Here is a 26,704-nt window from a genome sequence, read left to right on the forward strand (position 1 = left end):
AAGGGCTTGATCCGGCCCTTCGTTCAGACAGGTGCGCAGGATGCGGGCACTGTCGCGCAGGGGAGGACTGACCTCGCCATGAGTTTGTTCTCTGTGGTCGAAGACAAGGCGCCCCTGGCCGCCCTGTTGGGCATAGGTTTCAGTGCATTCCTCTGTGGCGGGAAAAGCTAACGTGACTCGAAGCGCTATTATGTTTCCTTCACAGACAATTATTTCAGGATAATAGGCTTGTCTTCATTAACCACGCAGCGGAAGCCGACATAGGGATGCCCTTCATAGCCAAATTCCTCGGTGATTCTGGGGGCGGCTTTTGGTGGTTCGTGGTAGCGCTGCAAAACCACCTTGCCACCTCGTACTGATTTCTCAGTGCCGCTTTCCGGCCCCTGTGGGTCCACTTCGGGAGAATTGGCGTAATAATCCGGGTCGAACCAGTCCAGAACCCACTCTTTGACGTTAGCACTCATGTCATACAAGCCGAGTGGATTCGGCGGATAAGATCCAACTTTTTCCACACCGAGACCAGACCCGATATTGGTTCCCTTTTTCGGCATGCCGGTATCCGTGCCATACGCCACCTTGTTGCCCCGGCTGCGCGCCGCATATTCCCACTGAGCTTCTGTGGGGAGGTCAATATTAAGGCCCGTGTTTTCTCCCAGCCAAAAGCAATAATCGCGGGCTTGCTGCCATGTCATATAGCGAACCGGTTTTGCAGGTTTTCGGCTTCTTTTTCCCAACTTACGTTCGACCAGCAGCGGCTTCTCTGTAAATTGGGTATAAACATCAAACTCTTCAAACGTCACTTCATACTTCCCCATGGAATAGCTGGAAAGGGTGACTTTGTGGACGGGTTCTGCAGTGCGTTTTTCTCCTGCAGCCTGAAATACCCAAGGCATCCACATGGCATCGGGGTGGTTTTTATCAACAAATTCATAAGAGCCTAATGGCCCCTCATTGAAACTTTTATTCGTAATGTAGGCACCAACATCACCCATCTGAAAGCCCCCCCCCTCCACAAAAACCAGATTTTCGACGGAACGACGCAATACCGTTTGCACCTCTTCCGGGAGCGTTTCATTGATTGTCACTTCAGTCTTGAGTTGACCGGCATCAGCGCACGCGCCAAGCGGTAACGCCGTCAGCACGGCCATCAATGAGCACTTCATGCTATCTCCTGTGTGCGTAAGGGTTGGTCGGCCAGGGCAATGGCCGGCAGCATTTGCCGGCGCCGGGCCAGCATTTGGTTGGTACGCGGGAGCCGGAGCTGCGCCAGCAGGGGTTTCCACCCTTCGGGGTGCTGTTGGTGCGGGCAGCGACACCGCGAACGATGGTCTGCCACTCATTTTCACCTTGGCTGTGATGCCCAATAGCGGCCAAGCCTTTATCTACTTTCTTCTGCATGTTGACGTCACCCTTGAAGCGGGCTTCATCGCCCAGACTCATAAAGCTTTCCATCAGGCGGATCAGCAGGCCCGGTGGGGAATAACGGAACCAGGGGGAATCATTGAGCGTATCCAGAATATCTCGGGCTTTGGGCAAAATCCCGGAAGCTTCATTTCTCCAGTTAAGAAGAACCGTGGTCATTATCTGATAGGTTTCTTTTATCTCCGCTACCGTATTTTCCCCTCTCCACAGAACATAATACATCAGCGCCATCATCGCCTCTTCGGCGGCCTCCTCCATGATCATGCCAGTGCTGTAGTCAGCATCCCGCAGGGAGTGGTAAGAGAAGGCCACGAAGGTGGCAATATGATCTACCTGGACCGTGTAACTCAGCTCCCCCTTGGCGCCAATACCACAAACAATACCCGCTTTGGCACGCAGCATAAAACGGCCATCTTCATCAACGAGATATAGGGGACACGCATAAACTCAACCAAGAAGAACATGACTTACCACCCCGCCAAGCTTTGCCCGGCTACCCATTTCCTGCCAGTTTCCTGGGCATACTCACGGAGCCTGGCCAAGGCCCCTACTGCAACAGGCTGGCGTTGTTTTCTTGGTCTCATATGAGAAAGCCAGGCTTTCTCGTCTATCCCCAAGCGATCCAATATTTTCATCTCTTGCTCGGGTATTGACCCTCGTTTATTTTCTCGTACCGCCCTGCCCGTACCCTCCACAAGCTCCAGATAGTCCATTAACCGGAACCGACAAAGCGTGTCATCATCGTCAGCGTCGACGGTTTCTGCGCCTACCATAGGAAGAAGATCCGGTTGTTTAGCGCACTGATCTCCTGCCAGCTTTCTGGCACGTTGCTGGACTGAGGTGTAATCCGAATCTTCTGGTGTTCTCGCCATATCGGCCCGTACAGGATTAAGGTCCACATACGCCATGCATTGCAGCAACGCTTTTTCATCCAGGAGCGCCTGACACTTGTAGCGACTTTCCCAAAAGCGACCTTTGCAGCAATCTTCCTCGTTGGCTCGCCTGGCGAGATACTCATTCAAGCATTTCATGAACCAGCCCAGGTCATGAAGCCGCTCACGCCATTGACCAATGATGTCCAGAGCCTTGAGGGATTCCCCCTCCTCAGTCTGTCCTTTGATCCAACGCTTCACGATAAGAGGACCACTGAACAGCAGCATCCAGCGCTCCGCAACCTCTTGATCTGTCCAGGCCAGCGCCTTTTTTTGATTGATGCGGAGAACCAGATGGTAGTGATTGGACATCACGGCATAAGCACAGAGATCGATAGCAAAGACCTCCGCCAAGGCGGCCAGACGATCTACCACCCACTGGCGACGATGCTCATAGTTCTGGCCGGAGTAGCGATCCTTCCCGCAAAGAAAGGCCCGTCGTACGCAGCGACAGATACAGTGGTAGTAAGGGGTAGAGTCCAGGGATACCTGGGTATAGCGAGCACGGGTCATGGGTTGCCTCCTTGCATATCCATGATTCGACAATACTGACCAAATAATTAGTACAAAATCAGCAATTTGCTACGCTCAGTGTAAGAGATTCTCCAAGTCATGCGTGTCCTCAATTCTGCCTCCTTGAGAGATTCTCCAAGTCATGCGTGTCCTCAATTCTGTGTCAATTCTGCTTCCCATAAGCGAAGTGCCGCACTGCAGCATTGCCTGCGTCACATTCACATTATTCTTGTCAATATCTTACCCCGGAACACAGACATCACGGGCGCATTTTGCTAGGGTTGACAGCGGCAATGGACGCCTATTTCAAACACAAGGAACGTATCCACATGCACATGAAATACCCTTTTTCACTTACCCCCTGCCTCGCACTCTTTTCCCTTTCCCTGCTTGCCGCCTGCGGCAATAGTGCGCAGATCAGCGAGGCTGAGCAAAAGGTGATTGATCATACACTGGAATCTCTGGTCTTCGTGGAAGGCGGCACCTTTACCATGGGGCACCCGCAAGTCACCAAAACTGTCGAGGTGACCCTTGATAGCTATTCGATTCAAGCTTACGAAGTGTCTTATTGGGAGTTTGATACCTTTGCCGAAGCCACAGGAGCCCGAAAACCCAGTCAAAGATCTTTTGGCAAACCATCCAGGCAGCCCGAAAATCCGGCCTGGGGACTTACCTGGTATGACGCCCAGAACTATTGCCACTGGTTGGGTGAGTTGACAGACCTGCCCTTTGAGCTACCCACCGAAGCCCAATGGGAGTATGCGGCCACTAGCCGGGGAACCAGCCGGGCCTTCTATGCCACCGATGATGGCACACTGGATTACGGTCGCAACTATCCCGGGAGTGAATCCCCTTGGCACCCGGAACCCTCCGGTACTTATCCACCCAACCCATTGGGAATGTACGATATGACCGGCAATGTGGCGGAATGGGTGCTGGATTGGCACGACAAAAACTATTATGAAACGTCTCCGGGGATAAACCCTCAAGGACCTGAGACTGGAACAACAAAAATATTCCGCGGAGGCAGCGTTGTTGGCACACAACGTTACAATATCTTATACCGCCGCTCCCCTGGCCGTAAACCTGATGATAAACAATTCGGCGTTCGTTGTGTTGTCAATCAACCCAAGGTCATTGCTTTTTCTTCTGTAAAAAAGGAGAAAAAGAACAGCAACTAGTAAATCCCCACCTGGCACGCTGTTCAAGGGTGCCAGGTATTTTTGCAAAAGAAGCATCATTCACCTGCAAAGCGATTTGAGATATTCAAGAAGCGATTTCGTTCCTCCCCATCCAGAAAGGTCAACAACCGCAATTCATTGTCCAGAGCCCGAACCATTTTCTCAGCAGGGCCATCGTTGATGGGAATGTTGACCCCCATATGCTCCATCACTTCCTGGTATTCGCGGGCATGCTGAATACTCTCAAGGACCACAATCACCGCTTCTTCACGACGTTCATCCAGCCCACCGGAAAGCAGATTGATATCCCGGTGGGTAGTGCCTGTCGAAATCAGTGTATTGAGGAGCCGCCCCTTGGTTTCCGGGAAGGCATAGCCCAGCAGTTCCAGTGCTTCAGCTTCATCCAGTAATGTTTCTGCCAGTCGGTGAGCCGCCTCGCTGTCGTCGTCCCATTCCTCCCATCTCAAGAGCAATTCACGCCCCAGATTAAATATTCCCTGGACCGCACTAACAGCCAGCAAACCACCAGTAGCAGCAGCTCCAGCGGCTACACCGACTACTCCACCGCGCTTGAACAATTCGTACTGGAACGAGCAGAAGGCATCGAATGCACGATTGCGACCGTCTTCGTCATCGAACAGGTCAATAACATTGAATTCAGAGTCGCGCAGTTCGTTATAGAGAAGCTCCAGAAAGTCTTTCACATGCATTGCATCCACCGTGAAGGAAAAACCTCCACCGACCCCAACCTTAAAAGCCAGCTCAGCCTTACAGTGGATTACAAATCGCCCTGTCCGTACATCAAACCCGACCTGAAAATCCAGCCCTGCGCCGATGCCGGCCATGCCGGTGGCGGTATAGCCCACACTGCCCAACGCCTTGAACTGACTGGCCTGGGGTTGCTGCCACATTAGTCCGCCCTTGATACCCAGAGTGGCTTTTACCCCCACGAACGCTTCTAGCTTTACGTTAGCCCCTTGCTGGTCATCCAGCTCGGTGTCAAATGGCGAGCGGGTACTCTTGGCCACTTTCACATTATCAGCGGGTGCCGGTAGCGCCTCAGTGTTGATCATGCCGCTACGCTGGCTTTTTTCGTCTGGCCAGGGGGCGTCCGAGCGGATATAGGGGACACGCATAAACTCAACCAAGAAGGACATGACTTACCACCCCGCCAAGCTTTGCCCGGCTACCCATTTCCTGCCAGTTTCCTGGGCATACTCACGGAGCCTGGCCAAGGCCCCTACTGCAACAGGCTGGCGTTTTTTTCTTGGTCTCATATGAAAAAGCCAGGCTTTCTCTTCTATCCCCAAGCGATCCAGTATTTTCATCGCTTGCTCGGGTATTGACCCTCGTTTATTGTCTCGTACCGCCCTGCCCGTACCCTCCACAAGCTCCAGATAGTCCATTAACCGGAACCGACAAAGCGTGTCATCATCGTCAGCGTCGACGGTTTCTGCGTCTACCATCGGAAGAAGGGCCGGTTGTTTAGCGCACTGACCTCCTGCCAGCTTTTTGGCACGTTGCTGGACTGAGGTGTAATCCGAATCTTCTGGTGTTCTCGCCATATCCGCCCGTACAGGATTAAGATCCACATACGCCATGCATTGCAGCAGAGCCTTTTCATCCAGAAGGGCCTGACACTTGTAGCGACTTTCCCAAAAGCGACCTTTGCAGCAATCTTCCTCGTTGGCTCGCCTAGCGAGATACTCATTCAGGCATTTCATGAACCAGCCCAGGTCATGAAGCCGCTCACGCCATTGACCAATGATGTCCAGCGCCTTGAGGGATTCCCCCTCCTCAGTCTGTCCGTTGATCCAACGCTTCACGATAAGAGGACCACTGAACAGCTGCATCCAGCGCTCCGCAACCTCTTGATCTGTCCAGGCCAGCGCCTTTTGTTGATTGATGCGAAGAACCAGATGGTAGTGATTGGACATCACGGCATAAGCACAGAGATCGATAGCAAAGACCTCCGCCAAGGCGGCCAGACGATCCACCACCCACTGGCGGCGATGCTCATAATCCTGGCCGGAGTAGTGGTCCTTCCCGCAAAGAAAGGCCCGTCGTACGCAGCGACAGATACAGTGGTAGTAGGGGGTAGAGTCCAGGGATACCTGGGTATAACGAGCACGGGTCATGGGTTGCCTCCTTGCATATCCATGACTCGACAATACTGACCAAATAATCAGTACAAAATCAGCAATTTGCTCCGCTCAGTGTAAGAGATTCTCCAAGTCGTGCGTGTCCTTTATTCGTTATTCGGTGCGTTTGTGTTTATTCGGTGCGTGTCCTTTGTCTGCTTTCTTCCGCATGTTGACGTCACCCTTGAAGCGGACTTCACGGCAGGAGCTTAGCCCAGGATAAGGGCTTGATCCGGCCCTTCGTTCAGACAGGTGCGCAGGATGCGGGCACTGTCGCGCAGGGGAGGACTGACCTCGCCATGAGTTTGTTCTCTGTGGTCGAAGACAAGGCGCCCCTGGCCGCCCCGTTGGGCATAGGTTTCAGTGCATTCCTCTGTGGCGGGAAAAGCTAACGTGACTCGAAGCGCTATTATGTTTCCTTCACAGACAATTATTTCAGGATAATAGGCTTGTCTTCATTAACCACGCAGCGGAAGCCGACATAGGGATGCCCTTCATAGCCAAATTCCTCGGTGATTCTGGGGGCGGCTTTTGGTGGTTCGTGGTAGCGCTGCAAAACCACCTTGCCACCTCGTACTGATTTCTCAGTGCCGCTTTCCGGCCCCTGTGGGTCCACTTCGGGAGAATTGGCGTAATAATCCGGGTCGAACCAGTCCAGAACCCACTCTTTGACGTTAGCACTCATGTCATACAAGCCGAGTGGATTCGGCGGATAAGATCCAACTTTTTCCACACCGAGACCAGACCCGATATTGGTTCCCTTTTTCGGCATGCCGGTATCCGTGCCATACGCCACCTTGTTGCCCCGGCTGCGCGCCGCATATTCCCACTGAGCTTCTGTGGGGAGGTCAATATTAAGGCCCGTGTTTTCTCCCAGCCAAAAGCAATAATCGCGGGCTTGCTGCCATGTCATATAGCGAACCGGTTTTGCAGGTTTTCGGCTTCTTTTTCCCAACTTACGTTCGACCAGCAGCGGCTTCTCTGTAAATTGGGTATAAACATCAAACTCTTCAAACGTCACTTCATACTTCCCCATGGAATAGCTGGAAAGGGTGACTTTGTGGACGGGTTCTGCAGTGCGTTTTTCTCCTGCAGCCTGAAATACCCAAGGCATCCACATGGCATCGGGGTGGTTTTTATCAACAAATTCATAAGAGCCTAATGGCCCCTCATTGAAACTTTTATTCGTAATGTAGGCACCAACATCACCCATCTGAAAGCCCCCCCCCTCCACAAAAACCAGATTTTCGACGGAACGACGCAATACCGTTTGCACCTCTTCCGGGAGCGTTTCATTGATTGTCACTTCAGTCTTGAGTTGACCGGCATCAGCGCACGCGCCAAGCGGTAACGCCGTCAGCACGGCCATCAATGAGCACTTCATGCTATCTCCTGTGTGCGTAAGGGTTGGTCGGCCAGGGCAATGGCCGGCAGCATTTGCCGGCGCCGGGCCAGCATTTGGTTGGTACGCGGGAGCCGGAGCTGCGCCAGCCGGGTTTCCACCCCTTCGGGGGTGCTGTTGGTGCGGGCAGCGACACCGCGAACGATGGTCTGCCACTCATTTTCACCTTGGCTGTGATGCCCAATAGCGGCCAAGCCTTTATCTACTTTCTTCTGCATGTTGACGTCACCCTTGAAGCGGGCTTCATCGCCCAGACTCATAAAGCTTTCCATCAGGCGGATCAGCAGGCCCGGTGGGGAATAACGGAACCAGGGGGAATCATTGAGCGTATCCAGAATATCTCGGGCTTTGGGCAAAATCCCGGAAGCTTCATTTCTCCAGTTAAGAAGAACCGTGGTCATTATCTGATAGGTTTCTTTTATCTCCGCTACCGTATTTTCCCCTCTCCACAGAACATAATACATCAGCGCCATCATCGCCTCTTCGGCGGCCTCCTCCATGATCATGCCAGTGCTGTAGTCAGCATCCCGCAGGGAGTGGTAAGAGAAGGCCACGAAGGTGGCAATATGATCTACCTGGACCGTGTAACTCAGCTCCCCCTTGGCGCCAATACCACAAACAATACCCGCTTTGGCACGCAGCATAAAACGGCCATCTTCATCAACGAGATATAGGGGACACGCATAAACTCAACCAAGAAGAACATGACTTACCACCCCGCCAAGCTTTGCCCGGCTACCCATTTCCTGCCAGTTTCCTGGGCATACTCACGGAGCCTGGCCAAGGCCCCTACTGCAACAGGCTGGCGTTGTTTTCTTGGTCTCATATGAGAAAGCCAGGCTTTCTCGTCTATCCCCAAGCGATCCAATATTTTCATCTCTTGCTCGGGTATTGACCCTCGTTTATTTTCTCGTACCGCCCTGCCCGTACCCTCCACAAGCTCCAGATAGTCCATTAACCGGAACCGACAAAGCGTGTCATCATCGTCAGCGTCGACGGTTTCTGCGCCTACCATAGGAAGAAGATCCGGTTGTTTAGCGCACTGATCTCCTGCCAGCTTTCTGGCACGTTGCTGGACTGAGGTGTAATCCGAATCTTCTGGTGTTCTCGCCATATCGGCCCGTACAGGATTAAGGTCCACATACGCCATGCATTGCAGCAACGCTTTTTCATCCAGGAGCGCCTGACACTTGTAGCGACTTTCCCAAAAGCGACCTTTGCAGCAATCTTCCTCGTTGGCTCGCCTGGCGAGATACTCATTCAAGCATTTCATGAACCAGCCCAGGTCATGAAGCCGCTCACGCCATTGACCAATGATGTCCAGAGCCTTGAGGGATTCCCCCTCCTCAGTCTGTCCTTTGATCCAACGCTTCACGATAAGAGGACCACTGAACAGCAGCATCCAGCGCTCCGCAACCTCTTGATCTGTCCAGGCCAGCGCCTTTTTTTGATTGATGCGGAGAACCAGATGGTAGTGATTGGACATCACGGCATAAGCACAGAGATCGATAGCAAAGACCTCCGCCAAGGCGGCCAGACGATCTACCACCCACTGGCGACGATGCTCATAGTTCTGGCCGGAGTAGCGATCCTTCCCGCAAAGAAAGGCCCGTCGTACGCAGCGACAGATACAGTGGTAGTAAGGGGTAGAGTCCAGGGATACCTGGGTATAGCGAGCACGGGTCATGGGTTGCCTCCTTGCATATCCATGATTCGACAATACTGACCAAATAATTAGTACAAAATCAGCAATTTGCTACGCTCAGTGTAAGAGATTCTCCAAGTCATGCGTGTCCTCAATTCTGCCTCCTTGAGAGATTCTCCAAGTCATGCGTGTCCTCAATTCTGTGTCAATTCTGCTTCCCATAAGCGAAGTGCCGCACTGCAGCATTGCCTGCGTCACATTCACATTATTCTTGTCAATATCTTACCCCGGAACACAGACATCACGGGCGCATTTTGCTAGGGTTGACAGCGGCAATGGACGCCTATTTCAAACACAAGGAACGTATCCACATGCACATGAAATACCCTTTTTCACTTACCCCCTGCCTCGCACTCTTTTCCCTTTCCCTGCTTGCCGCCTGCGGCAATAGTGCGCAGATCAGCGAGGCTGAGCAAAAGGTGATTGATCATACACTGGAATCTCTGGTCTTCGTGGAAGGCGGCACCTTTACCATGGGGCACCCGCAAGTCACCAAAACTGTCGAGGTGACCCTTGATAGCTATTCGATTCAAGCTTACGAAGTGTCTTATTGGGAGTTTGATACCTTTGCCGAAGCCACAGGAGCCCGAAAACCCAGTCAAAGATCTTTTGGCAAACCATCCAGGCAGCCCGAAAATCCTGCCTGGGGACTTACCTGGTATGACGCCCAGAACTATTGCCACTGGCTGGGCGAGCTGACAGGTCTGCCCTTTGAGCTACCGACTGAAGCCCAATGGGAGTATGCCGCCACCAGCCGGGGAACCAGTCGGGCCTTCTATGCCACGGATGATGGCACACAGGATTGGGGACGAAATTATCGGGGCGGCCCTAACACGCCTTGGCACCCGGAACCCTCTGGCACTTATCCACCCAACCCATTGGGAATGTACGATATGACCGGCAATGTGGCGGAGTGGGTGCTGGACTGGCATGACAAAAACTATTATGAGAAATCTCCCGGGGTAAACCCTCAAGGGCCTGCCTCAGGCACCAAAAAGTTACTTAGAGGGGGAAGCGTTGGGGGAACACAACGTTACAACGTGCTATTTCGACGTGCCCGGGCTACCGAGCCTGACGATAAGCAAGGCGGCGTTCGCTGTGTGGTCAACCAGCCCTATGCCATTAATACCTCCGTTGCGACTAAAGTAGAGAGTCAATAGCTGGCAAGCCCCCATCGGGGGGCTTGCCCAGCAAAGCTCATCTGCCCGTAAAACGTTCCGAGATGCTCTGGAAGCGAGTTCGCTCTTCACCATCCAGGAAGGTCAACAACCGCAATTCATTGTCTAGAGCCCGAACCAGCTTCTCAGCAGGGCCATCGTTGACGGGAATGTTGACCCCCATATGCTCCATCACTTCCTGGTACTCCCGCGCGTGCTGAATGCTCTCTAACACTACTACCACAGCTTCCTCCCGGCGTTCATCCAGCCCCCCGGAGAGCAGGTTGATATCCCGGTGGGTAGTGCCTGCCGAAATCAGCGTATTGAGGAGCCGCCCCTTGGTTTCCGGGAAGGCGTAACCCAGTAGTTCCTGTGCCTCGGCCTCATCCAGTAAGGTTTCTGCCAGCCGGTGAGCTGTTTCGCTATCGTCGTCCCATTCCTCCCATCTCAATAGCAACTCACGCCGCAGATTAAATATTCCCTGCACCGCGCTAACCGCCAGTAAACCACCGGTAGCAGTAGCACCGGCGGCCACGCCGATCACTCCACCACGTTTGAATAGTTCGTACTGGAAGGAACAGAAGGCATCAAATGCAGTATTCAGATCACCTTCTTTTACAAACAAGTCGATTATATTAAATTCCGCATCGCTCAACTCGTTATAGAGCAGTACCAGAAAGTCCTTCACATGCACCGCGTCCACAGTGAAGGAAAAGCCTCCGCCAACCCCCACCTTGAAGGCCAGCTCGGCCTTGCAGTGGATTACAAAACGACCCGTTTCCATATCAAACCCGACCTGAAAATCCAGCCCTGCGCCGATGCCGGCCATGCCGGTGGCGGTATAGCCCACGCTGCCCAACGGCTTAAACTGGCTGGCACGAGGTTGCTGCCACATCAGCCCCCCCTTGATGCCCAGAGTGGCTTTTACCCCCACGAACGCTTCCAGCTTTACGTTAGCCCCTTGCTGGTCATCCAGTTCGGTGTCAAATGGCGAGCGGGTACTCTTGGCCACTTTCACATTATCAGCGGGTGCCGGTAGAGCCTCCGTGTTGATCATGCCGCTACGCTGGCTTTTCTCGTCTGGCCAGGGGGCGTCCGAGCGCAGGCCAATGGCTTCCAGGCTCCCTTGCTTGGGGTTGATGTAGATCTTGCCGGACGCCAGCAGATTGGCACCGGCAAAGCCTGTCAAGCTGGTGGTCACGTCGAACCGGAAGGCACCCAGCCTGGCCTCTTCGTCCTGCAGGACATTTTTGACTTCTGTCACGCGAAACGGATTGAGTAGTATGTCACCATTGCCCGTTGGGCGTCGCATCTGCTCACAGTATGATTGGCTATTCGGTGGCTGGCATTGGTGGAAGTTGCTGCGAACCTCGCTGGAGTAAAAACTCATGGCACCGATCAGAGACAGATCTCTGTATTCCTGAAAATACTGAACAATCAGTACACGCAGTTCCTTTTCATCGCCGGGCGGCAAGGGGCTTGATGCATTCTCGCCAGTCAAACCGTCCAACAGATCGCCACTCATCATTGATAGTATCTGACCCGCCAATTGGTCACTGGTGATGCGTAGTGGCCCCAAAGCATTGATCATTTTCTGCTGCTCTGCATTGCCCCAGACACCCTCGCGGAACAACGACAACCAACCGTTGACATCCCCCAACAGAAAACCCTGGATGGCACGAGTACGATAGGGGCAGTAATCGCCACTGGCATTACGGCCAATAGCATCGACCCGCATTTCCGTTCGGGTCAACTGACTATCGACTTTCAGCTTTTTGAGTCGTTGGTTTAAAAGGCTGATAACCCGTGGTGAGGGAAAGCTGCCTTGATCAATCGAGGCCGTTTGCACCAACGACCTCGCCTGCGCCAGTCTGACCTGAGTGCTTCGACGTCGAACCGTGAAGCTGGCCTGCCAGCCGGTGTCATCGGGTAGCAGGAACTGACCACGCACACGCCCCTGGGCCAGTGAAAGGTCCAGCTCTGCTTTCGCCTCAGCGCTGACCATCCCTTTCATTGCGTCAAGCTCAAATGATGCTGTAGCACCACCCACATAGCGCATAAAAGACGCGCCCCCATCCACAGAGAAACGTTCGGGGGGCAAAGGTTCGTTACTGATCGTAGTGTGCCACTGGCCTCGTTGTTCTTGGGACAGTGATTCCAGGGTAATAAACTCATCAAGCCATTGCGGCTTATCCTGCTCTTCTGGCCACACCTGTTGCAGATAATCCTGCGCTTGCCCCAGACCACTCTGATCAATCTCATCCTGACCCAGCAATGCCAGCGCCTTATTCCTACGGCTCTCCTTCCAGCCTATGGCGAACTGTGCCTTTTCATTGACCTTTTCTACCCAGCCATCCACCGCGTCAAACCAACTATCCGGGAGAATCTCGGCCAAGGTGGCTGTTGGCCCTAATGCCTTCAGCAATTGCCGGGATTGAATTTGTCCCTCACGTTTGTCGATCAGCTCCACTTCACCTTTAATCTTGGCCGATACATTGCCAAAGGCTTCCTGCAGTTTGCTTTTCCTCTGCTCTGCCTGTTCATCAGCAGGCATGTCATTGGTGCCATAGTCCAGCGAGTCTCGAATGCCTTGCACGGTATAACGGCGGTCACCTTCAAGGCGGTGGTAAGCAAGGGCATCACTGGGAATGAAGGAAAACTGGCTTCCTCCCAGTTTTCGGGGGCGGACCACTTCCATCATGGTGTGTGAGGCGCTCCCTCCTTTTGCATACTGTGGAGGGTTGCCATTGTCGCCTTCACTGCTACCGCCGTTATTACTGGCGGGTTGCGCCAATAATGCTTCCAGCTCTTTTTTGGCATTATCCACTGCTTGATCGTCACCGGCTTGAATAGCCTCCTGAAGGGCAATCACCGGCGCGTTGTATTTCTCTTCCAGTCGCTCCAGGCGTTGCACCTCAGCGCCGGTCAGCAACAGGACTTCTTCACTGGCCGGAATGATCACCAGATCCTCAATCGGAGCCAACTTGCAGGTCAGTTCTGTGGCTTCATCGTCATCAACGGGACAGAGTTCTGCTCTGGAGCAGGCTCGCAGGGAACAACTTTCAGCACCCTCCTGTTGCTCTGTAGCAGCCTGGTATTCGGGCTGGCTCAGATGTTCATAATGATCCAGGCTCAAACGAGCTTGCCCTAAAGGCACCCCGGGAAAAGTCAAAAGCCCATTCGTCACCTGGCTATAATGAATATCGCCGTTGCTGTCCTCCAGGCTTCCCGGGGTACCCTCCGGTAGAGGCCCTCCCGCTTCAGAGAGCGGAGTAAACCTCAGACTATCCATTATATTCAGGGGCAGCTCGGTATCGAGTACCTGCCCTTGATAGCGGACCCTGAGCAGATAATCCCGGGTCAACAGTGCCGAATCTTCCTCATCACCGGTCACTTGAATCACACCACCTGGCAAGCTGACTGGCCACAGCACGCGGATATCGCCGGCTGTCTTTTCTATCGTTTGCTGCCAGCTTTCTATATCTCGCTCATTGTCGCCATATCGCTCAACCAGGGTGAGCGATAATGTCTCATCGGGATTCAAACCTCGGACGCGCACTATCGCTGTGGTTTCATCGCCCAACTGAACGGTCTGCTCTTGCCATCTCACTGAGCGCAACTGTGCAGAGGAAGACTCGCCTTGCCATTCCGGGTCCAGGTCCATCTCTGCCACGGGGGTGATCGCACTGGCAGGCATCGGCACCGGCTTATCCGCCTTGACCCCCTTGGGCACCCCGTATTCCTTGTCGCCATTGAAGGTAACGCCACTTTGCCCCTTCAGCGTCACCGTATTGCCGAACAGGCGCACCGTGCCATTCGCTTTAATGGTGATACCGCCACCCCCCTGATGCAGGGTGAGATCTCCGCTGCCATCGCCACGGATGTCGATGGCGTCGGTCGCTTGCAGGTGCAGGTTGCCGCCGACCTTGCTGGCCAAGCCTTTCCTGGCAGTAATGGTTGCGCTTCCCTGTACTCGAAGCTGGTTGTTGGCAGCACTGTACAGTTCCAGGTTTTTGCCGGATTCCAGCACCGCATTGTCGGTGGCGGTTAGATGGGTATTGGTCTGGGACTGGTGGTGAATCACACCGGAGTCCGTGTGATTCACAGAGCGGTTCAGGACTTGCGTTGTGCTGTCGCTACCGATGCGGATCTGGCTGTTTTTTCCGACGTCAATATTCTGATGTTGGCCTGCGCGCATCACTAATGCCCCTTGCTCACAGGCGAGAGTCACCAGCGGGCTTTCGCTGTTGGCGTCCAGATCAAGGAGACATTGCCCATCCGGGGTGTTCAGGGTAATTGCTTGCGCCTCTTTTCTGTCATTGAGATTCAACAAATGACCGGCCGGGGTAAGGATACGATTTTCCGGCGCGTTTCGGTTACTCACCGGGCCCGGTTGGGATGCTGCGGGTGCATAGCCCAGTATCAACGGCTTGTCCGGGTCGTTGTTCAGGCAGGTCAACAGCACTTCAGCACCGTTTCTCAGCGGCCAGTCCCAACCAGTGGCTTGCCCGTCTTTGCCGGGCAAGCTGCCGTGGGGCTGTAGCTGGCGTAGGGGTGGGCTGGATTCGGTAAGAGGCTGGTCGCCATCGTCAAAATCAATGCGGGCTTTACGGCTGGCCATGCCATCCACATGACTATAGGGGCCGCCAGCTTCGACCCGTGCCGGGAAAACCAGGGGTAGCGAGATTTGAGCAGGCAACGCCGGGCGAAAGGGCTGCGCTAACGGTAGTAGCTCAGCCTCCCAGCTAAATCCATTGGGGCTGTTACCCAGGTGGTTTCTGGGGGAGGAAAACGTAAGCGCAGCACGAGTAATCAGGCAAGGGCCATGCCCTTCAACGGGAAGCCACTGACCAGCCTGCAAGTCCCCCACCGCCCCCGACACAAGAATGGTATGGGACCGACATTGCTGCCTTTCCTGCTCAAGGCGTGCTTGCGTCAGAGCGGCATGGGCATCACCGCTGCCAGACAGGAAAAAGGTTTGCTGGGTTGCCACCTTGCCTGCCGATGACTGACTTTCCCGTGTCAGAGCAGCGGCTTCCGATGGACACACTTGCTGATGAACCCGGCTGCGGTCGGGCTGCCAGCGGTAATAGCGACGCGACCGGCGCAATGCAACCGTGGCATGGCCAGCCACACTGCGACTCCCGCCGGTTTCTGCGGTAACCGCAAGCTCACCCCGGTCTGCGCGGCTGGCACCGTGCTGATCGTCGGCCAGGACGATGACCTCGCCCTGCTCTGCCAAGGTGGAATAGAACCAGATGCCATCCCGGGCCAGAAGGCGCTGCAAGAACTGCAGGTCGGTTTCTCCTACCTGCGCCGTCCAGTCCATGGGCGGATAGTGTTCATGGGTGCGGTTGTCCACCGTAAGGCCATATTCCTGCAGTAACTCTTCCGCCAGTTCGATGACGGTGCGGCGATGAACGATGCGATAACGGGATTGCTGTCGCAGCGCCGCAAGGCCTGAGGCTACGGTGAGCACCCACTCCTCCTGCCCATCAGGCAGGACCCGCCCCTGATCAATACGAGTCACCTTGCCGGCATAATCCCGGCTCAGGCCATCCGCACTGGTGCAGCTCCACTGCGCCGGCTTGTCCAGAAAGCTGCCCGCTTCCACGCCCACGGCAACCGCACAGTAAAACCGGTACTCGCTGATCTGATTGAGAGAAGAATCCGCAGTCAGGGCATAGGGCTCCAATGGCAGCCCATCAACGGTGAGGGCAATTTCACCCCCGCCGAGGCCTTCATTACCGTTGCCAAACAATGACGCACCAGCCTGCTCCAGCCGTTCACCAATTTCTTCTTTGACGTCATCCAGAGCGTCGTCCAGTTTGCCTTCGATATTATCCAGCCAACCCATCGCAGCCTTCCCTGATTGCTTGGTTATGCGTATTACGTCGATCCTGGGGTGGAGGGTTACGCCTACGGCTACCCCACCCTGCTTTTGTTCCGGGTGAAGGTTTTAGTTACTGCCTACCATCTGGCCATCCACCTTGATGGAGCCACCGGAGATTTCCACATTGGGGCCGTCAATAATCAGATCCCCCCCGGGAGTGATTTCAATGGTGCCGCCGCCCTGGCTGAGGCGAATGGGTGCACTGCCTGAACCACGAATCGTGATGGCACCCTGTACATCCATGCCCAGCTTGCCGTTATCCACCACCACTGTTGCGTCACCGGACACCACGTCCATGGAGAAGTTGGCTTCGGCTTTCGCAATCAGATCCTTGCCAGCATGCAGGGTCATGTCGCCCTTGTCCGTTGCCATGCGAAGATTGTCGCCGGCCTTGAACAGCAGGTCCGAGCCGGCTTGTAGCTCCACCTCGCCTTCCTGAGTCATCAACTTGAGATGGCGGGCCACGGTCACTGTCTGATCTTCGCCAACCTGGGTATTCTGCGAGCCGCCCACTTCGGTGGTCATGTTGCCACCGGCACGCAGTGCCATATCCCCTTCCACGCTTTCCAGGGTTACCTGATGGGCGTCTTGCCGGGCATCCAGTCTCAAACGGTTTTTTCGTTCATGGGTGAACAGTTCGATGCGTTCTTCGCCAGCCCGGTCTTCCATCAGCAATTCGTTACCACCGCGGGTGCGCAGGATATGCTGACTGGGGTTGGACGCGGTGACCGGCCCCGGCGTGGCCGGGTTACTGAGAGCGCCGAGGATAATGGGGCGGTCGATATCGCCGTTGACGCAACTGAGCAACACTTCGGTACCGCCATGCAGGGGCAGGTGCATACCACTGTCCGGGCCACCGTAGGGTTGCATCAGGCGTATCGGCGGGCTGGCTTCCCCCTGCGGTGAATCACTGAGATCAAAGGGAAGACGGATACGGTAACGGCCCTGATCGTCCAGGTAGGCATAATCGCTGCCATCCCCTTCCACCACGGCAGCAAAGCTGCCGTGAACCGGTGCCCGCTGCCAGGACGCTGTGCTGCGCCAGGGGATGGATACCGGCACCAGGGTCAGTTCGCTTTGCAGGCCGGGACGGTCACTGTTCTGGCCGAAGGCATGGCCCACACGCTGGTCACCTTGAATACTCACCGCAGCCACCAGCCATTCGCCGTCGTGGCTGGGGTGGCCTGCAAGGATCAGCTTCATGCCGGGTACGAACTGGCCTGTGTCGGCCCGCGCGATCACCGTCTGCCGCTGTACGTCTTCTACTTCGCAGCGAACGCGGGCCATGGCATTGCCCTGCTCCGCGTCCACGGCATTAACGCCCCAATAGCACTGGTCGCCCCGACCGCCCAAGCCTTCGGCATAGCCCTGGGGCGGGTTATCCGGAGTGTCCGGATTATGGTCATAAACATTGAACGTACCGCTGCGCCAGTGAATGGGTGCGGGTAACCTGAAACACGCGCTCACTGCCGGCTGCCTGGCCACTTTCTACATGAAACTCCAGCATGGCGCTGCCCAGGTTTTCCTGCAGGGCCACGCTGTCATCATGAAAGTGAAAGTGTGGGCCGCTGTCGCCATGGACTACGGCGTAAAAGGCGCCGTCACGGGCCAGCAGCCGTTCCAGAAAATCCAGGTCGCTTTCTTCATATTGCACGGTCATGGCTCGCGCAGGTTGGGGCTGGCTGAACTCGATGGTGATGTCATCGGCGTTGAAGCTTGCTTCTTCCAGCACCTGTTCGATAATTTCCTGCACGGTCTTGTTGAGAAAGACCCGGTTGTGACGATTCAGGGCCAGCGGAAACAGCGGCGACACCAGATGCAGTCGCAGGCGAGCGCCTTCCGGGCTGGCGCCAAGCTCCTCCACCGCTTCCACCATGAAGGCAAAGTGCTGTTGTTGACCGCCGTTTCCTTCCACTCTCAGGGTGGCAGATTCCCCGGGCAGGGAGCCTAGCGAAGGCTCGATGCGCGCCAGCACATCCACCTGCATGCGTCCCAGGGACGACAGCGCCAGATCCTGCGAGGCGAAACATTCCACGGCCAGGGCCTCGTCGCCCATGCCTGCCACATCAATAAAAAAACGACACTTGGGGGCGTCCATCAATTGCTGCATGGCACCGCCGGCGGCCTGCTCCAGCTGCTGCATGACAGAGGCTTTCAGGCTGTCCAGGGAAACGTCCCCGTTAGCCAACCCGGACAACATATTGCCATTGAGCAAACCGCCACCATCAACGGAAGGCAGACTCGAGCCGGACAGTGCCGACTTGCCCGATGAGGGAATCCCTGTGTCACCGATCAGGTCTTTGGCTCGGTCCAGATACTTGTCGATACCCATGGAACTGTCCTTGTTGTGTTGTGGTTATCGTCAGGCGCTCAGGGATTCCGGCACCGGCTGGTCCGCGAAGACGGCCGTGATCTGCCCTTGTTCATCCAGTTCCAGGGTCAGAATGTCGGGCATGTCGTCGTCGGCCATGTAGCCCAGCAATTGCTGGGCCAGGCCCGGCATCAGTTGCTGCTCGATGACGGATTCCACCTGGCGGGCACCGCTCTCGGCCACCTGGCATTGTCGCGACAGTTGTTCCATGACTTTCTGGTCCACCCGGAAGGTAATGCCGTGGGCCTGCATCAACCGCTGGGCTACCGCATCCAGACGCATGGCCACCACCGCATTGAGCATGTCCTGATCCAGAGGTCGGAAAGGAATCGCCTGCATGCGGGCGAGCAAGGCGGCGGCGAAATGGCGGCGCAGATCCGGCTCGATGGCGCTGATCAGCTGTGCATCGGTTGGTGCCTGCCAGGGGTTCTCCTCTTCACCGTCGTTATCGTTGTTATCGGCTTGATCGTCCTGTGCCTGCGCCGGTTCTTCTTCCGGTGGCAACGCCAGCTGTTGCAGGGTGTCGCTGCCCAGGTTGGAGGTCATCAGAATAACGGTGTTACGGAAATCGATTTCCCGCCCTTCCCCATCGCGCAATACGCCGCGATCGAATACCTGATAGAACAGGTTCATCACATCCGGGTGGGCTTTTTCCACTTCATCCAGCAGGACCACCGAGTACGGGCGCTGGCGCACTGCTTCGGTAAGCACGCCACCTTCGCCGAACCCCACATACCCCGGCGGGCTGCCCTTGAGCTGGGACACGGTATGGGCTTCCTGGTATTCGCTCATGTTGATACTGACCAGGAATCGCTCACCGCCGAACAGTTCATCGGCCAGGGCGCGGGCCGTTTCGGTTTTGCCCACACCGCTGGGGCCGGCAAGCAGGAAGACACCCAGGGGCCCTTCGTTTTTTCGCAGCCCCGCCTTGGCGGCGCGCAGGGTTCGCGCCAGCATGCTCAAGCCGCCATCCTGACCCACCACCCGCTGCGACAGGCGCTGCTCCAGATCACGCAGCACCGACACTTCATCACGCTGCATGCGCCCGAGCGGCACCCCGGTCCAGTCCGCGATGACCGACGCTACCGTGGCTGCATTCACTTCCGGGTGGATCATGGGCTCACCGGCCTGCACCGCATGCAGCGCCTCGCGCTTTTCGCGACTACCATCCAGGGCGGCCACGGTGGCCTGTTCCTGCTGCCAGCGCTGTTCGGTGGTTTCCATTTCGGCGGCTACCTGATCCTGCTCTGCCGTCAATTGTTGGCGCAGACGTTCATCGGCAGGCAGCCCTTGAGCCTGATCCTGCTGCAGGGCGGTCAGCCGTTGCTCCAGATAACGCAGACGTTCTGCGCCCTGTGACAGACCCCTGGGCTGGCTGGCCTGACTGAGTCGCACCCGGGCAGCTGCGGTATCGAGCACATCAATGGCCTTGTCCGGCAACTGGCGACCGGTGATATAGCGCTGGGACAAGGTGACAGCGGCAGACAAGGCTTCGTCGGTCAGGTGTACGCCATGGTGATCGGCAAACTTGTCCTTCAGGCCACTGAGCATCAGCAGCGCCCGCTCGCCATCGGGCTCATCAACGGGAACCCGCTGGAAGCGGCGATCCAGGGCCGCATCCCGTTCGAAGTAGCGCTTGTACTCCGCCCAGGTGGTAGCGGCGATGGTGCGCATGCCGCCCCGGGCCAGGGCCGGCTTGAGCAGGTTGGCGGCATCGTTCTGGCCAGCGTCGCCGCCGGCACCGATGAGGGTATGGGCCTCATCGATAAAGAGAATGACCGGAGTGGGTGAATGCTGGATTTCGCTGATCACCTGTTTCAGGCGACGCTCGAATTCCCCTTTGACGCTGGCCCCGGCCTGCAACTGGCCCAGATCCAGCCCCAGCAAGCGCACGTCTTTTAGTGCCTCGGGCACTTCACCGTTAATGATTTGCTGGGCCAGACCTTCCACCACCGCAGTTTTACCCACCCCGGGTTCACCCACCAGGATAGGGTTGTTCTTGCGGCGGCGACAGAGGATATCGATCGCCATGCGGATTTCGTCACCCCGACCAACCACCGGATCAAGACGCCCTTCACGGGCCTCGGCGGTAAAATCCTGACAGAACTGGCTCAACGCTTCTTCGCCTGCCGGGCGGGATGCGGCGCCGGCACTGCCCGGTTCGTCGGTAACATCCGTGGCACTGCGCGGCTGCTCTACGGAAGCCGCCGTCCAGGTCGCAAAGTGTTCGCGCAATTGCGTCAGTGACATGGACTCCAACAAGGCAAAAGCGTTGTCGCCCAGGCGCGGCAGCAGTTCCAGTAAGGCATCCAGCAGGCTGATGCTGCGAATGGTGTCGCCCTGGTAATACAGGCTGGAAGCCAGCCAGGCCTGTTCCAGCCATTGCACCAGACGGGCGGAGAACACCGGTTTTTCCGGATTGGAAGTGCGCAGCCGTGACAGAGCCTGCATCTGCGATTCGAACACCTGATCGGCGCTGATGCCGCTGTGGGCCAATGCCAGTTGCAGGTCATTGCGCAGATCACTTTCCAGTAATTTGATCAGCACATGCTCAATGCGCACTTCGTAATCGCTGCGCGCGGCAGCGAACACCGCCGCCTGTTCCAATGCGCGGGCACAGGTATCGTTGAGTTTTTCCACCAGCCGGCGGATGGTTTGACCTTGCATGTTCCCCTCCATGGATTAGTTCCCGTTACTGCGCGCGGTTTCCGGTGCCACGCGGATGACATATTCCTGTTGCAGGCGTTCACCCAGCCAGGCAGACCAGCCCAGACGCTGTTCATCGGTACCCAGCCCCACGCTGCGCCGCCGCGAGGGACACACGCGGATTTGCAGCTCGGCCCCCACCTGCCCTTGCAGGTAGTCATCCAGTTGTTGTCTCAGGTTGTCGCCCTGGCTGTGGCCGGGCAGTAATTGTTGTGCGGCCCGGGAATCCACCGGGCCCAGGCGGACGGCCACATTGCCGTTGGCCATATAGGCCTGGCCACCGAGGATGGCGTTATCCCCCAGGGCGCAGTCATTGCGGCCCAGCACACAGCCTTCGCCGAGGGCTTGCCAGGCGGGCTGCCGATCCTGCACGTCCACGCCGATGCCGGGCAGACGATCCCGTAGCAGGGTTTGCAAGCCACCGGCGCTGCGGATTTTCGTTACCGGGAAATAGCGTCTGTCCCTGTCAGCCTCAACCTGTTGGCCATTGTCTCCGCCAAGCCGGCCAGACAGCGCATCCGCACTGCCACGGAAGGCGGCGGGTAAGCGCCCCGCCGCCGGTCGTGAAATCTGCATGGCCCGGTACAACAGGGCATAGAAGCGCGGATTGAAAATATTGAGGAAATCGCGCATGCGTGCGGCATCGTCATCCTCGGCGGTGGTCCTGTCGAGCAGATAATGGGGCACCGGTGCATCAACGCCATACAAACCGAAAAAGCCCATCAACAAGGTCAACTGTGCTGACTGTTGCTGGCAGCCACGAATATCCGAGGCTGGAAAAACCAGATTGTCATCCGGCAACAGGCGCACCCGCTTTTCCAGCCCCTGACCAAACACCGCCCCTTCCGGGTCACTGGCTTCCAGCAACTCCATGGCCTGGGAAAAATCAAACTGCTGGGGCGTTCGTAACAGCCCCTGCATTACATCGGCGCCGCGCAACCCACCTGAGGTTCCCATACAAACTCCTTCTGACTGGGTTGGGCGATAACGCGCAATTCCACGCTCTCGTTTATCGGCGCAAGCTGGCTGAGTAGACGGTGCAGTACGCAGCCGAACAGGTAGATATCGTCCAGCGATAAAAAGTCACCCTGGCTGAGCTGCACCGTTACCACCGCACCCCGGTAGAGCATTCCCTTGAGCATCCGAGTCACCGGCGTGACACTCACCTCCTGCAGGGCCTGGCGGCGACGCTGGTTTTCCTGCCGGTCCGTCCAGTCCAGCAAGCCCATCAGTGATTGCAGGCTGTTGCGGTTGGCCAGCCCCACTGCGGAAAGCTGCATCAGTGCCTGTAATTGCCAGCGATAGGCGCTGCTGTCCGGGCACGGCAGGTAACTGCAGGGGCGATTGAGGTTGCGGATCGACAGGGACGACGGCACGCCCTCGCCGGGCCGGGTAATCTGGTTTTCCGCCAGATAACGGCGTGGCAAATAGCCGTCACTGACTCTGACACGAGCAGACAGCGTCTGCGCCGGAATCAGGCCGGGGCCGGACAGGCTGATAAACGGTTGCGGCGTGGCCAGCCCAAGATCGCGGCGTGTTAATCGATAACAGTATTCGCCCTGGCTGAAATCATGGGCACGGTAGAACGGCTGGTAGTCGGTAAGCCGGGCACTGCGATGATCGCGACCGGTCAGCGACAGAATCTCATGCAGAACCACCGTATCCGGGTATTTCTGGTCCGGCAGGAAACGGTATTCCGCCCGTTTCTGATCCACATCGAGAGGGTCCGCGTCCAGCTCGTAGAGGTTGATGGCCGGCACACAGTTAAGCTGAAAATGCTCGCGCTTGAGCTGATGCTCCGCCGGCAGCTGCAAAGGTAGTTCCACTTGCAACTGACATTCACGCCCCTTGTCCGGGAAGGTCAGCTGCGACAGGCCGGCAATACGAATAAAGAAAAACCGTTCCCGCCAGGCAAAATAATCCTGTAGCAGGGAAAAACCGGGCAGCCCGCGGTGGTGACCGGTATGGGACAACTCCTCCAGATACGGCATGCTGACATCAGCGGCGTCCAGTTCACCACAGGATGAGCCATCCACCGAAAAGCCCAGCTTTCCGTTCGGCCGGCTAAGGCCATGACACAACGCCAGCGCCAGCGCCGGGTCGCAGTGCAGGTAAATGTCCAGAGTAGACAGATCCAGATCCGCCAGATTACCGGCGCCAGCATGGGCCAGTGTTAGGGTCAGTTCAGTGCTGCCATTACCGGTTTCGCGGGTCTGAACGCCGCTGACCTGCAATGGCAGGATCTGTAAGTCAGCCAGCGTGGAAAAGTGACATTGCTGCCTGCCCTCCCCCACCGGAGCGGAGCGGATAATGCTGCCAGCTGGCAGGCTCTTGCCTCCCTGGGCATTGGCATCCGGGGTAAAGTTCATCACCGTGCGGCTGGCATAGCCGCGTAACTGGCCGGGGCACAGCTGCTCCAGCAGTTGCTCACTGATAGCGGTTTCGCTGTCATCAATACGGGTGCGGATCTGTGCTGCGATAAATGCCATTCCTTCCAGCAAACGCTCCACATAAGGGTCGCGGTCACGGACTTCAGCCAGGTTCAGCATCCTGGCCTGCTCGGGATGGGCTTTGGCAAAATCGGCGGCGGCCTCATGCAGCAACCGCATTTCGGATTCAAAATACTCGCGCATTGGCTGCTCCCGCCTTGATATCGGCACCCCCGTCGCTCTGGAAATAGGTACGGAAACGGGCCACGCCGCCTTCCGGTACCACACCGGTCACTTCCAACTGCACTACACAGTCCGTGGAGCTCTCCCGTCGCGCCGTTACCTGGATATGTTGCAAGCGCGGTTCAAAGCGAACGATGGTCTCGCGCACCAGGCGAGCGAGGGTGTCGATTGAATAGGGCAAGGCATCATAGAGAGACGGCAGATCCGGCAGGCCATGTTCGGGCAGATGCTCCAGCACGTCATAGCGTGCATTGAGCAATCGCTGTAGATGATCGTGAATGCTACGCAGGCGCGCCTCGCGGCCTTCCAGCGACGCCACCGGTGTGCCATCGGCAAACCGGCCATGAATGATCTCGAACAGGGCAGCGGACATAATCCCTCGTGATGCGACAAAATGGATTGGGTGGGGGCGAACAAAATCCGCCCCCGGGCTCTTAGCGGCCTTCGGTCCAGGAGTCGGAGAACTCGATGTTGCCGTCCACATAGGTCCAGGTGATCGCAGCATAGCGTGCGGACACCTCTTCCAGATGCGGATAGCTTTCCTTGTCGATGTCCTTCACGTTGTGCATCACCGGCTTCACGGAAGTGATTTTCACGTCCTTGAGGGTGTGACGGAAATATTCCTTCTCGGTGCCGGTATCGTCGATGCGGAACCAGCGCAGCACCAGTTCCTTCAGGGTCTGACCGTTGCTGCAAGCCTTGTACAGATACGGTGACGCACTGTCGAAACCCTTGGTGAAGACAAAGGGTTCATGCTTGCGGGTGCCGGTCAGGGAACCGGTATCACCATCGGTGGGGATACGCAGCTCATGATCGAAATGCAGCACCTCGATGCTCCCTTCCCGATCTGCAATGGAAACAGACCCTTCAATCTCGCTCCCCTGATCGTCCTTGATCCACATATAGGCGGGAATCGCCATAAGAAAACCTCCTGTTCAGTTTCAGTTTTATCAAAGGCCGGCTGATGCCAGCCCCGCACACCCTCCCCCCAGGGCAACAACCTTGTTGTTACTCACGGCTCAAGGATGTGTTCCATGCAGGCAGGGAGTTTCTGGCCCCCGCCTGCCAAAGTGATCAGCCGTCTTTGCCAGCCGGTAGCTGGGACACCAGTGACAGGCGCACATCCACCCCTTCGATCTGGAAATGCGGCATGACGGCCATGTCCACCCGGTAGTAGCCCGGGTTTTCGGGAATGCTCTGCACTTTCACATAGCCATCCTGCAGCGGGTAATTGGCCACCAGTTCCGGATCCGGATTGTTCATCTTGGTAACCAGGCCCTGGAGCCAGTCGTTGAGTTCGTTTTCCAGTTCCTGGCGGCTTTTGCTGGCACCAATGTTTTCGCGCTGCAGAACCTTGAGGTAATGTGCCAGACGCGATACCAGGAAGATGTAAGGCAAACGCGAATTAATGCGTGAGTTAGCGGTGGCTTCTTTTGTCGTATATTCCGCCGGTCTCTGGGTGGAATTGGCTGAAAAGAAGCAGGCGTAGTCGCTGTTCTTGTAGAAGCTCAGCGGAATAAACCCTTCCTCGGCGAATTCCAGTTCCTTGGTTTCCGAAATCAGGATTTCCGTAGGAATCTTGGCCTGGGTACCACGGCCAACGTCGTAATGATGCAGCGGCAGGTTTTCCAGCTTGCCGCCCGCTTCCGGGCCCCGGATGTTTACCGTCCAGCCGTACTGTTTGAAGCTGCGCGCCATGTTGGATGCGAAGGCGAAGGTGGCATTGCCCCACAGGTATTTCTCGTGGTCTTCGCCGGCTACGCTTTCCTGGTAGTTGAACTGGCGCACCGGATTGCTTTCCCCATAGGGAAGACGCAGCAGGAAGCGCGGCATTACCAGGCCCACATAGCGGGAGTCTTCGCTTTCACGGAAACTGCGCCAGCGGGTGTACTCAGCTTTTTCCAGATAGCTGCCGATATCCTGAATCTTCGGCACTTCCTCGATGGCATCCTTGCCGAAGAACTTGCTGCCGGCACTGCCCAGGAAAGGGCAATGAGACGCGGCAGCCACCCGGGAAATTTCCGTGAGCAGGGAAATATCCGGCGCAGAACAATCGAACTCGAAGTTGGAAATCACCGCGGACATGGGTTCACCGCCCGGGGTGTCGTATTCCTGGATGTAAAGATGATTGAACAGCCCGGACTGGGTCACATCTGGCACATCCTCGAAATCCTCGGCCAGGTCTTCCTTGCTGGCATCCAGCAACTCCACGCGGATGTTGGCCTTGGGATCGGCCCGGTCCACCAGGAACTTCAGGGAGGTCCAGGCGGATTCCACTTTCTGGAATTCCGGGTGGTGCATGACCGCATCCAGTTGCGTGCTGATGGCGCTGTCGATGCGGGCGATGTACTGGTCCAGCAGGGTTTTGTCGATACGATCGAATTTGTCGCTGCGACTGGCCAGGTCGAGAAAGACCTGTAGCGCCGCCGTCAGCCGCTGCTCCAGCGGCACTTCTGCCAGGTTCTCGCTGTGGTGAAAGGTCTGCAGGGTCAGTGGCTGCCCCACCGGGTTGATGTCCACCATGCTGCAAAGGCGCTCGTAGATGCTGCCTTCTTCCTGGCTTTCCACCTCGGTGGTGGCCTGTTGCGTCTGTTGTGTACTCATGCAAT

19 protein-coding genes are annotated in these 26,704 nt (G+C 56.5%); 2 read left to right on the top strand and 17 right to left on the bottom strand.

Annotated elements, in window-relative coordinates; genetic code table 11:
- Nucleotides 1-209: 209 nt before the first annotated feature.
- The 3 genes from KZ772_RS05500 to KZ772_RS05510 all read right to left on the bottom strand — a co-directional run bounded on the left by KZ772_RS05500 (nucleotide 210) and on the right by KZ772_RS05510 (nucleotide 2,867).
- Nucleotides 210-1,163, bottom strand: coding sequence for an SUMF1/EgtB/PvdO family nonheme iron enzyme (locus KZ772_RS05500; RefSeq protein ID WP_290538827.1), 954 nt, complete (start codon nucleotides 1,161-1,163; stop codon nucleotides 210-212).
- 1 nt (nucleotide 1,164) lies between these two features.
- Nucleotides 1,165-1,824 (bottom strand): hypothetical protein, encoded by a 660-nt coding sequence (locus tag KZ772_RS05505; RefSeq protein ID WP_290538828.1) that lies wholly within the window; start codon nucleotides 1,822-1,824, stop codon nucleotides 1,165-1,167.
- Between the two features lie 65 nt (nucleotides 1,825-1,889).
- The gene (locus KZ772_RS05510) at nucleotides 1,890-2,867 is read right to left on the bottom strand and encodes a transposase (RefSeq protein WP_290538829.1); all 978 of its coding nucleotides are present in this window, start codon (nucleotides 2,865-2,867) and stop codon (nucleotides 1,890-1,892) included.
- 293 nt (nucleotides 2,868-3,160) lie between these two features.
- On the opposite strand from KZ772_RS05510, the gene KZ772_RS05515 reads away from it, so the two are divergent.
- Nucleotides 3,161-4,048 (top strand): SUMF1/EgtB/PvdO family nonheme iron enzyme, encoded by an 888-nt coding sequence (locus KZ772_RS05515; protein ID WP_290538830.1) that lies wholly within the window; start codon nucleotides 3,161-3,163, stop codon nucleotides 4,046-4,048.
- Nucleotides 4,049-4,104: 56 nt separating this feature from the next.
- Here KZ772_RS05515 and KZ772_RS05520 read toward each other — a convergent pair whose 3' ends face one another.
- From KZ772_RS05520 to KZ772_RS05540, 5 genes are all read right to left on the bottom strand, one after another.
- Nucleotides 4,105-5,205, bottom strand: a complete 1,101-nt coding sequence (locus KZ772_RS05520) for a hypothetical protein (RefSeq protein WP_290538831.1) — start codon at nucleotides 5,203-5,205, stop codon at nucleotides 4,105-4,107.
- A 3-nt stretch (nucleotides 5,206-5,208) separates the two neighbouring features.
- Nucleotides 5,209-6,186 carry a transposase gene (locus tag KZ772_RS05525; protein ID WP_290538817.1) on the bottom strand — a complete coding sequence of 326 codons (978 nt, stop codon included), beginning with the start codon at nucleotides 6,184-6,186 and terminating at the stop codon, nucleotides 5,209-5,211.
- Nucleotides 6,187-6,619: 433 nt separating this feature from the next.
- The gene (locus KZ772_RS05530; protein WP_290538827.1) at nucleotides 6,620-7,573 is read right to left on the bottom strand and encodes an SUMF1/EgtB/PvdO family nonheme iron enzyme; all 954 of its coding nucleotides are present in this window, start codon (nucleotides 7,571-7,573) and stop codon (nucleotides 6,620-6,622) included.
- A complete protein-coding gene (locus KZ772_RS05535) occupies nucleotides 7,570-8,235 on the bottom strand; it encodes a hypothetical protein (RefSeq protein ID WP_290538832.1) in 666 nt (221 codons plus the stop codon). The genes KZ772_RS05530 and KZ772_RS05535 overlap by 4 nt, the downstream gene beginning before the upstream one ends.
- 65 nt (nucleotides 8,236-8,300) lie before the next feature.
- Nucleotides 8,301-9,278, bottom strand: a complete 978-nt coding sequence (locus KZ772_RS05540; RefSeq protein ID WP_290538829.1) for a transposase — start codon at nucleotides 9,276-9,278, stop codon at nucleotides 8,301-8,303.
- Nucleotides 9,279-9,571: 293 nt separating this feature from the next.
- On the opposite strand from KZ772_RS05540, the gene KZ772_RS05545 reads away from it, so the two are divergent.
- Entirely contained in the window at nucleotides 9,572-10,456 is an 885-nt protein-coding gene (locus KZ772_RS05545) for an SUMF1/EgtB/PvdO family nonheme iron enzyme (RefSeq protein ID WP_290538833.1), read from the top strand.
- Between the two features lie 37 nt (nucleotides 10,457-10,493).
- Here KZ772_RS05545 and KZ772_RS05550 read toward each other — a convergent pair whose 3' ends face one another.
- The 9 genes from KZ772_RS05550 to tssC all read right to left on the bottom strand — a co-directional run bounded on the left by KZ772_RS05550 (nucleotide 10,494) and on the right by tssC (nucleotide 26,699).
- A complete protein-coding gene (locus KZ772_RS05550; RefSeq protein WP_290538834.1) occupies nucleotides 10,494-16,310 on the bottom strand; it encodes a contractile injection system protein, VgrG/Pvc8 family in 5,817 nt (1,938 codons plus the stop codon).
- Between the two features lie 102 nt (nucleotides 16,311-16,412).
- A complete protein-coding gene (locus KZ772_RS05555) occupies nucleotides 16,413-17,813 on the bottom strand; it encodes a phage baseplate assembly protein V (protein WP_290538835.1) in 1,401 nt (466 codons plus the stop codon).
- The gene (locus tag KZ772_RS05560; protein WP_290538836.1) at nucleotides 17,749-18,678 is read right to left on the bottom strand and encodes a phage late control D family protein; all 930 of its coding nucleotides are present in this window, start codon (nucleotides 18,676-18,678) and stop codon (nucleotides 17,749-17,751) included. Before KZ772_RS05560 ends, KZ772_RS05555 begins: the two co-directional genes overlap by 65 nt.
- 30 nt (nucleotides 18,679-18,708) lie before the next feature.
- The gene (tssH, locus tag KZ772_RS05565; protein ID WP_290538837.1) at nucleotides 18,709-21,384 is read right to left on the bottom strand and encodes a type VI secretion system ATPase TssH; all 2,676 of its coding nucleotides are present in this window, start codon (nucleotides 21,382-21,384) and stop codon (nucleotides 18,709-18,711) included.
- 15 nt (nucleotides 21,385-21,399) lie between these two features.
- The gene (tssG, locus tag KZ772_RS05570; protein ID WP_290538838.1) at nucleotides 21,400-22,380 is read right to left on the bottom strand and encodes a type VI secretion system baseplate subunit TssG; all 981 of its coding nucleotides are present in this window, start codon (nucleotides 22,378-22,380) and stop codon (nucleotides 21,400-21,402) included.
- Entirely contained in the window at nucleotides 22,344-24,056 is a 1,713-nt protein-coding gene (gene tssF, locus KZ772_RS05575; protein WP_290538839.1) for a type VI secretion system baseplate subunit TssF, read from the bottom strand. Before tssF ends, tssG begins: the two co-directional genes overlap by 37 nt.
- Nucleotides 24,040-24,468 (bottom strand): type VI secretion system baseplate subunit TssE, encoded by a 429-nt coding sequence (tssE, locus tag KZ772_RS05580; RefSeq protein ID WP_290510959.1) that lies wholly within the window; start codon nucleotides 24,466-24,468, stop codon nucleotides 24,040-24,042. The genes tssF and tssE overlap by 17 nt, the downstream gene beginning before the upstream one ends.
- Before the next feature lie 61 nt (nucleotides 24,469-24,529).
- Nucleotides 24,530-25,015, bottom strand: a complete 486-nt coding sequence (locus KZ772_RS05585; protein ID WP_290510958.1) for an Hcp family type VI secretion system effector — start codon at nucleotides 25,013-25,015, stop codon at nucleotides 24,530-24,532.
- Between the two features lie 154 nt (nucleotides 25,016-25,169).
- Complete coding sequence (tssC, locus tag KZ772_RS05590) at nucleotides 25,170-26,699, bottom strand: type VI secretion system contractile sheath large subunit (RefSeq protein WP_290538840.1); 1,530 nt, start codon at nucleotides 26,697-26,699, stop codon at nucleotides 25,170-25,172.
- Nucleotides 26,700-26,704 lie beyond the last annotated feature (5 nt).

This window comes from Alcanivorax sp. (genome assembly GCF_019431375.1).
In the GTDB taxonomy this organism is placed as follows: Bacteria; Pseudomonadota; Gammaproteobacteria; order Pseudomonadales; family Alcanivoracaceae; genus Alcanivorax; species Alcanivorax jadensis_A.

Excerpts from the sequence above, each read along its gene's own strand:
- KZ772_RS05510 (WP_290538829.1), bottom strand. The coding sequence starts at position 2,867 with ATGACCCGTGCTCGCTATACCCAGGTATCCCTGGACTCTACCCCTTAC.
- KZ772_RS05535 (WP_290538832.1), bottom strand. The coding sequence starts at position 8,235 with ATGCTGCGTGCCAAAGCGGGTATTGTTTGTGGTATTGGCGCCAAGGGG.
- tssH (WP_290538837.1), bottom strand. The coding sequence starts at position 21,384 with ATGCAAGGTCAAACCATCCGCCGGCTGGTGGAAAAACTCAACGATACC.
- KZ772_RS05545 (WP_290538833.1), top strand. The coding sequence starts at position 9,572 with ATGGACGCCTATTTCAAACACAAGGAACGTATCCACATGCACATGAAA.
- KZ772_RS05500 (WP_290538827.1), bottom strand. The coding sequence starts at position 1,163 with ATGAAGTGCTCATTGATGGCCGTGCTGACGGCGTTACCGCTTGGCGCG.
- KZ772_RS05515 (WP_290538830.1), top strand. The coding sequence starts at position 3,161 with ATGGACGCCTATTTCAAACACAAGGAACGTATCCACATGCACATGAAA.
- tssC (WP_290538840.1), bottom strand. The coding sequence starts at position 26,699 with ATGAGTACACAACAGACGCAACAGGCCACCACCGAGGTGGAAAGCCAG.
- KZ772_RS05530 (WP_290538827.1), bottom strand. The coding sequence starts at position 7,573 with ATGAAGTGCTCATTGATGGCCGTGCTGACGGCGTTACCGCTTGGCGCG.
- KZ772_RS05525 (WP_290538817.1), bottom strand. The coding sequence starts at position 6,186 with ATGACCCGTGCTCGTTATACCCAGGTATCCCTGGACTCTACCCCCTAC.
- KZ772_RS05540 (WP_290538829.1), bottom strand. The coding sequence starts at position 9,278 with ATGACCCGTGCTCGCTATACCCAGGTATCCCTGGACTCTACCCCTTAC.
- KZ772_RS05505 (WP_290538828.1), bottom strand. The coding sequence starts at position 1,824 with ATGCTGCGTGCCAAAGCGGGTATTGTTTGTGGTATTGGCGCCAAGGGG.
- KZ772_RS05520 (WP_290538831.1), bottom strand. The coding sequence starts at position 5,205 with ATGTCCTTCTTGGTTGAGTTTATGCGTGTCCCCTATATCCGCTCGGAC.
- KZ772_RS05585 (WP_290510958.1), bottom strand. The coding sequence starts at position 25,015 with ATGGCGATTCCCGCCTATATGTGGATCAAGGACGATCAGGGGAGCGAG.
- tssF (WP_290538839.1), bottom strand. The coding sequence starts at position 24,056 with ATGCGCGAGTATTTTGAATCCGAAATGCGGTTGCTGCATGAGGCCGCC.
- tssG (WP_290538838.1), bottom strand. The coding sequence starts at position 22,380 with ATGGGAACCTCAGGTGGGTTGCGCGGCGCCGATGTAATGCAGGGGCTG.
- tssE (WP_290510959.1), bottom strand. The coding sequence starts at position 24,468 with ATGTCCGCTGCCCTGTTCGAGATCATTCATGGCCGGTTTGCCGATGGC.
- KZ772_RS05550 (WP_290538834.1), bottom strand. The coding sequence starts at position 16,310 with ATGGGTTGGCTGGATAATATCGAAGGCAAACTGGACGACGCTCTGGAT.
- KZ772_RS05560 (WP_290538836.1), bottom strand. The coding sequence starts at position 18,678 with ATGGGTATCGACAAGTATCTGGACCGAGCCAAAGACCTGATCGGTGAC.